Source organism: Paraburkholderia sp. Cpub6, from assembly GCF_014201065.1.
Classification (GTDB): domain Bacteria; phylum Pseudomonadota; class Gammaproteobacteria; order Burkholderiales; family Burkholderiaceae; genus Paraburkholderia; species Paraburkholderia tuberum.
The window spans coordinates 19,594-32,165 of record NZ_JACHDM010000015.1; the positions used below are offsets into that span (position 1 = coordinate 19,594).

Below are 12,572 nucleotides of genomic sequence, written 5' to 3' on the forward strand. Positions count from 1 at the left end.
ACAGACGCTTTGTTACAGTGCGGCCCCCATTGGCGTTGCTGCGGAGCGTCAGATTTCCCCCTTGCGTGTCTGCGTGGCTCGTCTGCGTTGCCTCGTTCGGTCGCTTGCTCGCGCGTTCAACGCGCGCCTTCGATGTCCGGCATCGGCGCGAACAGCGCGTCGAGATCGTCGTCCGAGAACTTTGCGGCGCCGGCCGCATCTTCCGCGAGAATGCTGTCGGCGAGCCCGGCCTTGTGCTCCTGCAACGCGACGATTTTTTCTTCGATGCTGCCGGCCGCGATCAACTTGTACACGAATACCGGCTTGTCCTGTCCCAGCCGATGCGCGCGGTCGGTCGCCTGGTTCTCGGCGGCCGGGTTCCACCACGGGTCGTAGTGGATCACCGTGTCGGCGGCGGTCAGGTTCAGCCCCACGCCGCCGGCCTTCAGGCTGATCAGGAACAGCGGCACCTCGCCCTGCTGGAACCGCTCGACCGGGCTCACGCGATCGGCCGTGTCGCCCGTCAGCATGACGTACGGGATCGCGGCTTCGTCGAGCGCCTCGGCGATCAACGCGAGCATGCCGGTGAACTGCGAGAACAGCAGCACGCGGCGTCCCTCCTCGATCAGCTCGGGCAGCATCGACAGCAGCAGATCGAGCTTGGCCGAGCGCATCGCGCGCTCGCCGCCGCCCGTGGCAGCGCCGTCCGCGATACCGCTGGCGGTGCGCACGAGCCGTGGATCGCAGCACACCTGGCGCAGCTTCAGCAACGCATCGAGCACGATGATGTGGCTGCGCGCGAGCCCCTGCGCGCTGACCGCCGCGCGCACCTTCTGCTGCATCGCGGTGCGCACGGTTTCGTACAGGTCGCGCTGCGCGCCTTCGAGATCGACCGGACACACGATCGTCGTCTTCGGCGGCAGCTCCTTCGCGACCTCGTCCTTGCGACGGCGCAGCATGAAGGGCCGGATGCGGCGCGCGAGCAACGCGCGGCGCACGTCGTCGCCGTTCTTTTCGATCGGATTGCGCCAGCGTCGCGTGAAGTCCTTCTGGCTGCCGAGAAAGCCTGGCAGCAGAAAATCGAATTGCGACCACAGCTCGCCGAGATGATTCTCGAGCGGCGTGCCCGTCAGGCCCAGCCGATGCCGCGCCCGCAAGCCGCGAATCGCCTGGGCGGCTTTGGTGGTCGCGTTCTTCACGTACTGCGCCTCATCGAGAATCAGCAGATGATAGTCGTGCTCGGCGAGCACCTTCTGATCGCGCCACAACAGTGCATAAGTGGTCAGGATCAGCTCGGCTTCGCCGATCTGCTGGAAACGTTCCTTTCTCTGCGGCCCATTCAGCACCAGCACTTTCAGCTCCGGCGCAAAGCGGCGCGCTTCCTCGCGCCAGTTGTGCACGAGCGTGGTCGGCACGACAATCAGCGCGGGATGCGTGAGCCGCCCCGCTTCCTTCTCGGCGAGAACGTGCGCGAGCGTCTGCACGGTTTTGCCGAGGCCCATGTCGTCGGCGAGCACGCCGGCCAGATCCTGTTCGCGCAGGAACTGCATCCAGTTCAGGCCCTGGTGCTGGTACCCGCGCAGCTCGGCCTTCAGCCCGCGCGGCACCGGCACTTCGCGCAGGCCCGGACCGGCTTGCAGACGGCGTGCGAGCTCGCGGATCGAATCGTCGCCGCTGAACTGCCAGCGGCCGGTGTCGTGCAGCGCATCGAGGCGACCCGCATCGACCGCGGGCACGCGCAGCGGCGCGCCTTCGGCAAGCGCGCCGCCTAGCGAATCGAACAGATCGACCAGCACGCGCACCACCGGCTTCAGACGATTGGCGCGCAACCGCAGGCGCTTGTTCTCCTCGGTCTTCAGCTCGATCGGCTCGTCGTCTCGAATACGCTCCAGCGCGCCAGAGAGCCAGCGCCGGTCGCGCCGGAACAGATCGGCCAGCAGCGGTTCGAGCCGCACGTTGCGCTCGCCGACGCGGATGCCCATCTCCAGATCGAACCAGCCGTCGCCGGCCTGCTGCGCGGTGCCGTCGATCGCGTCGATCTCGATCACGTTGTAGCGGAACTCGGGCGCCATCGTCACGCGCCAGCCCTTCGCGACCAGATCCGGCACCGCGTCGTTGACGAACTCAGACCACGCGTCGGTGTCGGGCAGACCGAGCATCGTGTCGGGCAACAGACGCGACGCATGCAGGTTGCGCGTCGGCACCTTTTGCAGACCGGTCTTGCGCAATTCCAGCAGACGCTTTTTCTCGGCGTCGTAGCGCCGGCGGATGTGAATCACGTCGCCGCGCGGCAACGGCACCAGCGTCACGCTGCTGTCGGCGTTGATGCTGACACCGTCGTAGTCGAAGCTCGCGGCGGCCAGTTCTACCGCGGCGGACTTGCGCTCCGCGGCCTTCGCGGCCTTCGCGGTTTTTGCCGTTTTGATGCCCTTCCCCGCGCCGGGCAGCGCATGGCTGTTCAGCGTCAGCACCGGCACCGGTTCGACGTCGATCACCCGAATCGCGGGCGCGTCGTGGGTCGGCGGCAGCGGCAGCTCGGGCGCGATCTCACGCAGCACCGACGCGACGAGCGGCGCCTCGGCGAGCGAGATCGGCGGCATCGCGAGGTAGTCGGGCAGTTGCTGGAACGGCAGCGACAGTGGCACGACGCCCGCCTCGTTGGCGACGCCGTCCACGTACCAGACCGGCTCGGTCGGCAGCACCATGCTCGCGCGCGGTTCGGTGCGCAGTACCGGGCGCAGGCGCTCGTCGGCGAGCGGCTCCCATTCGATGCGCCCGAGGCGGTCGGCGGCGCGCGCGAGCGGCGTCGGTCCGGCCTGGCCCGGCGCGATCCCGAAGTCGAAGAACAGGCGCCCGGTCGCGATCAGCTTCTGCAGCGTTTCCGCGCCACTCGTGCCACGCAGCACGAACTGGCCCAGGTCCTCGCGCGAGCGACCGAGCCATAGGCCGCGGAGGATCGACAGGTCTTCGTCGGACACGAAGCGCGGCTGCCTGAGCAGCGCGCCTTCGACGTCGCCCCAGCTGTCGCCGACTTCGACGATCACGCCGTCCGCGTCGCAACGCGCGCGATGCAGCACGACTTCGTGGCGCATATGAAAACGCGACCAGTTGAGCCGGTAGGCGAGCGTTTCCTTGCGCGTGGCGACGACCTTTCGGGCGGCGTCGTTTTCGGCGGCGTCGGCCGCGCGGGCGCGCGCGCGAAAACGCTCGAGCCAGCTGACCAGTTCGGGTCGCACACCTTGAGATGAAGAGGGAGACGGTGATGGCGCCGGCGGCGCGCCCGGCACCGTAATCCGTCGCGCGATGAACACCTCCGACGTCGCCGGGTCACTGTCGTCCTCGACCTGCGTGATGTGATCCATCTCGTCGTGGTAGTCGAGTTCCGCGAGCAGCAGCGCCGCGACGTGCTTGCAGTTGCGGCCGACCGGGCACGTGCATTCGCCTTCGGCCGACGGCGACCCGCCATCGGTACGAAAGCGAACCCGTGTCAGGTACGGCCGCGGCTGCGAGCCCTGCACGTCGCCCGACAGCGTGTCCCCCTGCCATTTGACGTTGCTGACCGCGCCCACCGAGCGTGCCTTGGCGACGGTGCGCTCACCGAGCCATGCCGCAATCCTTTCCCGATCGAAGAAAACCGATGACATCCGCGTGCATTCCTGTTCAAACCGGCGAAGGCAAGCGCGCGTGGACCATGACGGGGCGCCGCGCGACGCCCGGCCGATTCTGTCCAGTTGCGATTTGCCAGTGATAACCGGCCATTTTACGCGTTGGACGAAAATCGCCAGGGCGGGCGATCTGGACAGTTCGGGAGCAACCCGGTCAAGCCGCGGTTCGACCCATATCAGCGTTCGCCGCGGGCCATGCTGCCCCACACCCCGTCGCGCAGGATCAGCCCATGCAACAACGCCGCCGCCAGATGCAGCAGCACCGTCGCGAACAACGCGAACGCGAGCCACGTATGTAGCGCGCGCAGCAGCGCGAACAGCGCGACGTCGTGCGGTGCGATCGGCGGCAGATGCAGCGGACCGAACAGCGTGACCGGATAGCCGGCCGCCGATAGCATCGCCCAGCCGATCAGCGGCATCGCGAGCATCAGCCCGTACAGCACGAGGTGCGACGCATGCGCCGCGATTCGTTGCGGCTTCGACATGCGCGCGGGCAATGGCGGACTGCCGCGCATCACGCGCACCGCGAGCCGCACCAGCACGAGCAGCAGCAACGCGATGCCGAGCGGCCGATGCAGCGCGACCAACGCATCATGGGCACGCGATACCGTCGCCACCATGCCCACGCCGATAAACAGCATCGCGACGATCAGCGGCGCCATCGTCCAGTGCAGCAGCCGCGCGAGCGGACTGAAGTGAGTGCGGGTGCGCGTCATGAAGGCTCTCCGTTTGGCTGGGTTCGATGGATCTCGGGATGCAACGCCTCCTCGCGCGTGCGGCGTTGGAACGACTGTGCGTAGGCCGCAGAGCGCGCGGCGAGCAGCGGATCGTCCGATGGCGCGATGCCGGCGGGCACGATCGTCGGATCGAAGTTGATGTCGCGGCAGGCGCCGTCTTCCTGCGACGTGGTGCGTTCGATCACGAGCGTCCCCGCGTCGACGCGCTGGCGGTCGTCGGGCCACTGCAGCGTCGCGTCGCTGATCGGGTCGCCCGGTTGCGCGACGGTCAACAGCAGATGCCAGCGCAACGGTCCGTGTTGCAGACGCTCGTCGAGATCGGCGGCGAGGAAGTTCTTTTCGGCCTGCTGCGCCGCGGTGATCGGCGCATAAGGCGTGTCGGGCACGACGGCCCAGCGCACGGCGCGCGTCGTGCCGTGGGCATCGGTAAACAGAAACGCGTCGATGCCGTAGTATGCGGCGTTCGCGAGGCTCGACGACGGCGCGTGCGACTTGACCCAGCGCTGGAACGGCTGCGTCTCGGGATTGGCCGCGTAGAACGCCTTCAGCTTCGCGGGGTCCGGTTTGCCGGTCGCAGGGTCGGGCTTCGTGGCCAGCAATTGCTGATAGAACTGCGCTGGCGTATGCACCGCGAACACCGGCGTCGAGTTCATGCCGGTACGCCACTGTTCGCCATCGCGAAGCCGGAACTGCAGCGCGAGACTGCGCACGGGCGAGCTCGTATCGGGCGCGGACGGATTGCCGCCGGGCACCGCGAAGCGACCCGACACCGGCGTGCGGCCCGGCGCGAACACTGCCGCGTGCGACAGCGCTGCGCCATTGCCGTTGCTGTCGAAATAGCCGTCGACGCACAGGCCCTTGGCGTGATTGCGTCGATAGCCGGGATGCGGGCCCGCGACCGCCTCGAACGTATCGATGATGCGCGGGGCGGTCAGACGCGCGGGCGTCAGCCACCCCGCGGCGTAGGCGAAGCCGCCCGCGAGCGCGAGCGCGACCGCGCCGATCGCGGCGAGCCGGCATGGCACGCAGATCGGCCGCGGGTCGGAGCCGGCGGGGTCGGGTTTGGGTGCGAAGGGTGGTGTCACGGAAACTCCTTGCCGGATGGATCGATGATTCGATCGACGGGTCGATCGACTCATCGACCAACGTACGGGCGAACACGCCTCGCTACGGTCTATTCCATCCGGCCCTGGCGCGCACATTCAAACCATTCGCGCGCCAGTGGCCGATGCTGCTTCAATGGGTGCCAACGGCCGGCGCTCCCGAGTTCGCGACGTGGCTCGCGGCGACCGCCGCTTGCGCGGCGAGCGCCTGCTTGCGCTGCTCGACCTGACGTGCGAACACGGGACTGACATCGGGATACGACGCGTCGGTGACGTAGTCGAGACCGTTCTGCTGCGCCTCGATCAGTTCCTGGTACACCTGAGCACGTGTCTTGCCCTGCGCAAACGCACTCGACGAAGCGGCGAGAACGACGAACGACAAAGCAACGAACGAAAACTTTTTCATGATCGACTCCTTGGAGAGTTGTGCGGGTTCGCACCAGGGAGAACCACGGGTGGGCAGCGTTTATTCCAGTATTCGCGGTGTGAAAAAAACATCGCCGGCGCGGGGAATAAATGTCCCCGCCGCTGTGTTTGCCGTCCGATAGCAGCAATCAAGACCGCGCATCATCATGACCTCGACTCACCGCCCCTCCGGCGCTCCGCCCTCCGAAGACGACATCCAGGCCTATGCGGACGGCACGCTGACGCCCGAGCGCGCCGCGTCGCTGCGCGACTATCTCGGCAAGCATCCGGCGGAAGCACGGCGTGTCGCCTTTTACGACCGCTTGAACGCACAGATCCAGGCCACGTTTCAGACCGCCGAGGAGCCCGCGCCTGGGCACCTCGGCGGATCGCGCCCGCTGCGCATGCGCCCGCAACCGGGTGGTCGCGCACGCCGAACGCTCGTCGCGCTCATCGCGCTCATCGCGCTCGCGCTGATGCTGAGCGCCATCAGCGGTTGGCTCCTGGCGACTCAGGTGTCGGCACGAGCGCTCGATAATGCCGCCGTGATGGCGCTCGCCGAAGCCACCGCACGGCCCTTTTCCTCGGCATCGCCGACGCGCGTCGATCCAGCCGCGCCGGATCTCGGCGCGATCGGCCTGCGCCTCGTCGAGCAACGCGTGCTGCGGCTCGGGCCATTGCAGCGCGCGGACGAACTCGTCTATCTGAACGGCGATCAGCAACCGGTGGTCGTGCTGTCGGCCGCGGCGCCGTTTGCGCGGGAAGAGCCGCAGTGGGCCGCGCGCCGCATCGGCGAGCTGCGGCTGTTGACGTGGACCGCGCAGCGGCAGCGTTTCGTCGTCGCGGGCAATGCGCGCACCCACGGCCTGATGCGCGCCGCCGACGTGATGAGCGCGCGCTGACGCCGGTGCGCGCGGCCCTCGCGGAATAAAATGCGCTGACAGGTGTTTGCAGTTCGAACGCATCGTGCGACGGAAGCCTCCGCGACCGGCCCGGCGCGTATCGATACCGACGCGAGTGAAGCCGATGCCACCCCCACGCCCCTTGACCGGGATCAACCATGGATGTCCGTGACGAGCTGATCGAGCACGTGCCGCGTCTGCGGCGCTATGCGCGGGCGCTGATCAACAATCGGGAGCTCGCCGACGACCTCGTGCAGGACACGCTCGAGCGCGCGCTCGGCCGCACCCGTCTGTTCCAGCCGGGCACCGATCTGCGCGCGTGGCTGTTCACGATCATGCACAACGTCTTCGCGAATCAGGCGCGCAAGGCGTCGGCGCGCGCGGTCCACGTCGCGGTCGACGACGACAGCATCGCCGAAAGCGAGCTCGCGGTGCCGTCGGGCCAGACGCGTTCGCTCGAAATGCGCGACCTCGACTACGCGTTGCAGCGGCTGCCGGTCGAACAGCGCGAGGTGGTGCTGCTGGTCGGTCTCGAGGAGATGAGCTATGCCGATGTCGCGCTCGCGCTGAACGTTCCGATCGGCACGGTGATGTCGCGGCTCTCGCGCGGACGCGAACGGCTGCGGGCTTTGATGGCGGGCGCCCAGCCCGGTGCGAAATTACAGGTGGTGCGATGAGCGAGCCGCAAATGCCGATCGGCGAAGAAGACTTGCACGCGTACGTGGACGGCACGCTGTCCGGCGAGCGGCGCGACGAGGTGGAGCGCGCGCTCGAACAGAATCCGGAGCTGGCCGCGCGCGTCAGCGATTACTTTTCGCTCAATGGTCTGCTTCACGAGCGCTACGACCGCGTGCTCAGCGAGCCCGTGCCGAAGCGTCTGCAGACCGGTGTGCCGCGCCGCGCGCGAGCGGCCGCGAACTGGCCGCGTTTTGCCGCGCAGTTCGCGGGCATGGCCGCGGCGCTCGTGCTCGGCGTGGGCATCGGCATGCACAGGAACGATCTGATTGCACCGGTTGCGATCGATCGAACCGACCCAGGGGCCGAAACGCAAGCCGGAAATCGTCCGGTCAGCGCGGACAGCGCCGAGGGCTTCGCGCGCCAGGCGGCGCTCGCGCACGTCGTCTACATGCCGGCGATCGACCGGCCGGGCGACATGAGCGCCGATCGCGAGCAGGACTTCGTGCAATGGCTCGCGAACCGGCTCGGCACCGAGGTCCATCCGCCGATGCTGTCCAAGAGCGGATTCATGCTGTCGGGCGGCCGCCTGCTGCCCGGCGACGACGGTACGACCGCGCAGTTCATGTATCGCGGACCGAACGGCGAGCGCGTCACGCTGTGCATCTCGCATCGTCGCGAGAACGCGAATACGACCGCGTTCAAGCTGTATCAGGCGGGGCCCGTCAACGTGTTCTATTGGGTCGACGGCGATTTTGGCTATGCGGTGTCGGGTGGGATCGATCGCAAGGAGCTGCTGCAGCTCGCGCATGATGTCTATGCGCAGTTGACGGGGGCCGCGCCCGGTTGAAGCGGATGCGTTCCGCGCCGCGCGGTTCGCGCATCAACGTCGTGTCCTCTCCTGCCCCGACATGGCCGTGTCATCGCGCGCGGCGCCGCGGAGTTCACGCGGCGTTGCACCGAGCAAACGCGACATCCAGTGTCGCCATATGGCTCTGATGCGCAAAGCCCGTTTCGAGCGCGATCTGGCTTGCGCTGAGGCGTCCCTGCAGCAGCAGCGTTCGCGCGCGCTCGACCCGGCGCTGTACCACGTACTGATGCACGGGCACACCGAGCGTGTCGCGAAACAGCGCCTTGAAATGCGGCACGCTCAGTTGCGCCTGCGCGGCGAGCTCGTCGAGCGTCAGACGCTGATCGAGATGCGCGTCGATAAACTCGATCATACGTGCGGCCGTGCGCGGCGCGAGCGTACGCCGCCGGTTGCCCGGCATGGGTTCGACGCCGATCAGACGCACCAGCATCGCCGTACACAGACTTTCGGCGTAGAGCGGATCGGACGCGTCGTCCGCTTCGAGCTCCGCGCGCAGCGCCCAGGCGAGATGCTGAAAGCGCGGATCGCGCATCTGGAAGCGCGGGCGCAGCTGCGCGTCGGCCGAGTTCAACGCGAGTTGCTCGACGGTCCGTCGCGCGAAGTCCTCGGCAAACCAGACGCTGAAAATCGTGCAGGCGGCGTCATCGTTCCACTGACCTTCGAGCCCCGCGGGGATCACGTCGGCGTCGCCGTGCGCCTGAATCCGCGTGTGGCGGCGCGCATCGCACAGACAGCGCGCAGTCACCGGCGCACCAACGTGCACGCCCACGCGATGATGGCGAAACGCGGGCATCCGATGCAAACCGGCCGACACGTTGACCAGCTCCGCACCGAACCCTTGCCAGCCAAGCGCCCTGCTCGTGCGCACGGCGATGCGCGAGACGCTGTGCCGCGCAGGCGCGGGAATCGGGGTGACGGCGTTCATCGCTTGTCTCCTGAGTGAGCTGAATGACGGCGAGATGCCTGCATTGTGCGGCGTTTTTGGCAGGTTCGCCGGCGTGACGGAATTTCGTAGCTCGCGAGCAGCCAACGCGACTCGCGCGACCTGCGCGGCATCGGCGTAAAAAATCATCCAGATCTGCGCAAAGTCATCCGGATCTGGGCGCCTCGCGAGCACCGCGTCCCTACCATCACGTCATAGCGATCCTCAAAAGGAGCACAACGTGTTCGTCATTTTCGGAGCGACCGGTCACGTGGGACGCGCGAGCGCAACCGCCTTGCGTCGCGCGGGCCACCAGGTACGCGCGGTGGTGCGCGACGCCACGCAAGCCGAAGCGCTCGCGGCAATCGGCTGCGAGATCGCGATCGCCGACCTGAACGACCCACAGCTGGTCGCGCGCGCGATCGACGGCGCGCAGGCAGTGCAATGGCTCTGTCCGGTGCCGGGGGCGCATGACGATCTCGCGGCCGCGATGCGGCGCATCGTCGACGCGGGCGTCGCGGCTTTGCGCATCAGCGCGCCACCGCGGCTCCTCGCGCTGTCCGACTACGGCGCCGAGCACGCGGATGGCACCGGCATCACGACGCTGTTCCACTACCTCGAAACGCAGTTGCGCACCGTCGCGTCGTCGCTGATCTTGTTGCGCGCCGCCGAGCACATGCAGAACTGGGCACGCGTGCTGCCGGTCGCGCTCGGCCGGGGCGCGCTGCCGAGTCTGCATGATCCGCTCGACAAGCTGTTTCCGACCGTCGCGGCGCAGGACGTCGGCGAGCTTGCCGCGCAGTTGCTGCTCGATGAAGGGCCTTCGCGCGCGACGCCACGGGTGGTCAGTATCGAAGGGAAAGAGCGGGTAAGCGCGCTCGACGTCGCGCGTACCTTGGAGGAACTGTCCGGGCGGCCGGTTATCGCCCACCGGGTGCCGCGCGACGAATGGAGTGCCGTGCTGCGCGGCGCCGGGCTCGGCGAGCGGCACGCCCAACTGATCGTCGATCTGTACGACGCGCACAACGCTGGACGGATCGACGTCGAGGCGAATATCAGCGAGCGACGCTTCGGCGCCACCACGTTGCGACAGGTGTTGAGGGCGCTGCTATCGGGCGTGGCCGGTGCGGCAGCGGCGGCGCGGTGATCCGCATGGATGTAAGGCAAGCGGACGGCGTGGCGCGGCGCGAACAGCGTCGAAGGCGTTCAACACTGGAGAGATAGCATGCAGACCTGCCCGTTGCTTCGCGCATCGATCGACGCCGGATCAACGAAAAACGCAATGCGACGGATGCAGTGCGTAGCGTCAACACCGTCAACACCGTCAACGCACCCGAGCTCACGCGCCGAGCGCTGGCTGCGCATAGCGATAAGGCTATCGAGCTTCATGGGCTGGCGCGCGCTTGCCAACCTGCTCGCCGCGATTCCCGACGGCAATGACGATTTCGGCGTGTTCCAGGTTCTCAGTCATGAGCCGCGGGCGGGCCAAGCGGCGCTGAAGGTGCCGGCCTGGTGGCAAGCACCGCAAGCCACCGCCAACCCGCTTATCGAGCCGGTTTACTCGTTCTCGTCGAAATAGTGACGCGGGCGAGCCTTCTCGTACAAACCTACGCCAACGCTTACGCCGGACCCCTGAGAGGTTGATACTGTCAGCGATACAGTCGGGTCACGGCCTTTTTCAACGCGATCAAACCTGAACCAGGGTTCGAGCTTCTCTGACCACAACGACGACTTTTAAGGTACAACCACGAGCTGAGGTCTTAATGCAGCGCCGCTACGTAGCCGCGCTAGCTACGATCGGTCTGCTGTGACATTCCGCCGGCAAGCTTCGGTTCGCGCCGGCGGACCTGCATGCGCAGCGAACAGAGCAGTGGCGATCAACCCGCTGCGAAGCGCGGCGGATTTCATGCGGTCAATGGGTATTTTCTGGACGCGGAAGGGGGTGAGGTCCAGATTACTACGGTCATCCGGCATCCATCACAATGCACGTTTTGTCCGGGTGAACGCGTTTGGGACGCCGCTGGTATCCAATCGCCGCACATCCTGTGGGACCGCCTTCACGTCAGTTGCGATTTTGCCTGTCGCCATCAGCGCCCTTTTCGCTGAGGGTTTGGTCTACATCTTCTCCTTCACGCCGGAACGAATCAGCCACCAGTTCATAGGGTAGCTCGTTACGAAGCCTGCGAGCATGGCGATCTGCATGGCGAACCAGAACTCCGAACTTGTAACGTTCGCGATGCCGCCAAAAACCCGCTTGAACCATAGGAACTGAATGATCGCCATCGCTCCATACATGTCAATCTGCCACGCGGTTATCGAGGCAATATCCGCTTTGACTGCAGCGATCACGCCCTGTCCAATTGACAGGTCGCGCGTCGGCTTGATGGTGAAGTACTGAAAACCGATTCCTAGCAGAAAGGCGATCATGAAGTCTGGGATCCAGACGGCAAAAGTTTTCTCGTTGAATATGCTGTGCCATCCGAACCACACCGCCAACCCTGGAAACGCAAAGGCTGACCATTCGACAATAATGTCGCCGAGTGTGCAACCGGCGCCGCAATGACTAGTGCCTTTCATCACGATCACTGTGAACGGTTGCGTTTTATCGCTAGCTTCGGCGGCGAGCACGTTGCGTCCCCATGCATAATAGGCAGCAAGCCAGAGAACTGTGCCGAATAGCGTGGTCAGCGGCCAAACCAGGCTCATGATCCACATCTTCTGCGGATGTCTTACCTCGTCAGTCACAATGATGACGGCACACACCACGCCTAACACAATCCAGGCGATTGACAGACTATGGAGCCAGGCTGGAAAAGTACCGTAAGTCATCGTTGGTCTTGAAAGGCTTTGCACTGATAGCGCACAGAAGAGCAACTGCCGTTCCGGCTCTGCAAGATTGGTTGATGAACAACGGCTGGATTCGGGCAGACGCCGGGTTACGGGTCTCCTGATGACCAAGCGAGATTGCACGTCAACCGAACGGTCGCGATGCATCGTTAAGCACGTCGTTTGTCGTGGACCGTTTGTCGTGAACACTTGTAACGTCGACCGATGTAGGCTTAACGCATGGAAAACGCGCCGATCCTGGGCAGCTTGGACAATATTTCGCCGGGGCGCGAAAAAGACGATCAGAGAATAGCGACGATGACAGCGCTCTGACCATGTAACGTCAATCGGATAGCCCTCCACAATTGCCCATCGGGTTTTTCCAATCGTTTCTGTGACTGCGACGCACATGCCAGCGTCGCCGCCCGAAGCTAATGGCTGCAGAGCTGTAAGTTGTGCGAGCTTCGCGAGGCGGACCTGGACCCTT

General features: G+C 65.9%; 10 protein-coding genes and 1 pseudogene. 5 read left to right on the forward strand and 6 right to left on the reverse strand.

The genetic code is table 11. The annotated features are described in order from the left end of the window. Positions 1-116 precede the first annotated feature (116 nt). The 4 genes from HDG33_RS23125 to HDG33_RS23140 all read right to left on the reverse strand — a co-directional run bounded on the left by HDG33_RS23125 (position 117) and on the right by HDG33_RS23140 (position 5,890). Positions 117-3,623, reverse strand: coding sequence for a DEAD/DEAH box helicase (locus HDG33_RS23125; protein WP_184033894.1), 3,507 nt, complete (start codon positions 3,621-3,623; stop codon positions 117-119). Between the two features lie 197 nt (positions 3,624-3,820). Continuing rightward, positions 3,821-4,360, reverse strand: a complete 540-nt coding sequence (locus tag HDG33_RS23130; RefSeq protein ID WP_090805927.1) for a cytochrome b — start codon at positions 4,358-4,360, stop codon at positions 3,821-3,823. Then, positions 4,357-5,466 (reverse strand): catalase family peroxidase, encoded by a 1,110-nt coding sequence (locus HDG33_RS23135; RefSeq protein WP_311548374.1) that lies wholly within the window; start codon positions 5,464-5,466, stop codon positions 4,357-4,359. The genes HDG33_RS23130 and HDG33_RS23135 overlap by 4 nt, the downstream gene beginning before the upstream one ends. Before the next feature lie 151 nt (positions 5,467-5,617). Then, a complete protein-coding gene (locus tag HDG33_RS23140; RefSeq protein WP_184033897.1) occupies positions 5,618-5,890 on the reverse strand; it encodes a DUF4148 domain-containing protein in 273 nt (90 codons plus the stop codon). 166 nt (positions 5,891-6,056) lie between these two features. Between HDG33_RS23140 and HDG33_RS23145 the strand changes: the two genes are divergently transcribed. The 3 genes from HDG33_RS23145 (at position 6,057) to HDG33_RS23155 (ending at position 8,316) form a co-directional block, all read left to right on the forward strand. Beyond that, positions 6,057-6,791, forward strand: coding sequence for an anti-sigma factor (locus tag HDG33_RS23145; RefSeq protein WP_184033900.1), 735 nt, complete (start codon positions 6,057-6,059; stop codon positions 6,789-6,791). Between the two features lie 158 nt (positions 6,792-6,949). After that, a complete protein-coding gene (locus HDG33_RS23150; RefSeq protein WP_018421072.1) occupies positions 6,950-7,468 on the forward strand; it encodes a sigma-70 family RNA polymerase sigma factor in 519 nt (172 codons plus the stop codon). Then, a complete protein-coding gene (locus tag HDG33_RS23155) occupies positions 7,465-8,316 on the forward strand; it encodes an anti-sigma factor (RefSeq protein WP_184033903.1) in 852 nt (283 codons plus the stop codon). Before HDG33_RS23150 ends, HDG33_RS23155 begins: the two co-directional genes overlap by 4 nt. A 33-nt stretch (positions 8,317-8,349) precedes the next feature. On the opposite strand, the pseudogene HDG33_RS23160 reads toward HDG33_RS23155, so the two are convergent. Continuing rightward, positions 8,350-9,262 (reverse strand): annotated as a pseudogene (locus HDG33_RS23160) (helix-turn-helix domain-containing protein). Between the two features lie 238 nt (positions 9,263-9,500). Here HDG33_RS23160 and HDG33_RS23165 point away from each other — a divergent pair. Further along, positions 9,501-10,406: an NmrA family NAD(P)-binding protein gene (locus HDG33_RS23165; RefSeq protein ID WP_184033906.1), complete on the forward strand. Its 906-nt coding sequence runs from the start codon at positions 9,501-9,503 to the stop codon at positions 10,404-10,406. Between the two features lie 78 nt (positions 10,407-10,484). Further along, the gene (locus HDG33_RS23170) at positions 10,485-10,838 is read left to right on the forward strand and encodes a hypothetical protein (RefSeq protein ID WP_184034256.1); all 354 of its coding nucleotides are present in this window, start codon (positions 10,485-10,487) and stop codon (positions 10,836-10,838) included. A 536-nt stretch (positions 10,839-11,374) separates the two neighbouring features. Here the strand turns inward: HDG33_RS23170 and HDG33_RS23175 are convergent. Continuing rightward, positions 11,375-12,088 (reverse strand): DUF4396 domain-containing protein, encoded by a 714-nt coding sequence (locus tag HDG33_RS23175; RefSeq protein WP_184033909.1) that lies wholly within the window; start codon positions 12,086-12,088, stop codon positions 11,375-11,377. Between the last annotated feature and the right edge of the window lie 484 nt (positions 12,089-12,572).

Coding starts and splice junctions, on each gene's coding strand:
- HDG33_RS23125 (WP_184033894.1), bottom strand. CDS start 3,623: ATGTCATCGGTTTTCTTCGATCGGGAAAGGATTGCGGCATGGCTCGGT.
- HDG33_RS23130 (WP_090805927.1), bottom strand. CDS start 4,360: ATGACGCGCACCCGCACTCACTTCAGTCCGCTCGCGCGGCTGCTGCAC.
- HDG33_RS23140 (WP_184033897.1), bottom strand. CDS start 5,890: ATGAAAAAGTTTTCGTTCGTTGCTTTGTCGTTCGTCGTTCTCGCCGCT.
- HDG33_RS23145 (WP_184033900.1), top strand. CDS start 6,057: ATGACCTCGACTCACCGCCCCTCCGGCGCTCCGCCCTCCGAAGACGAC.
- HDG33_RS23150 (WP_018421072.1), top strand. CDS start 6,950: ATGGATGTCCGTGACGAGCTGATCGAGCACGTGCCGCGTCTGCGGCGC.
- HDG33_RS23155 (WP_184033903.1), top strand. CDS start 7,465: ATGAGCGAGCCGCAAATGCCGATCGGCGAAGAAGACTTGCACGCGTAC.
- HDG33_RS23170 (WP_184034256.1), top strand. CDS start 10,485: ATGCAGACCTGCCCGTTGCTTCGCGCATCGATCGACGCCGGATCAACG.
- HDG33_RS23175 (WP_184033909.1), bottom strand. CDS start 12,088: ATGACTTACGGTACTTTTCCAGCCTGGCTCCATAGTCTGTCAATCGCC.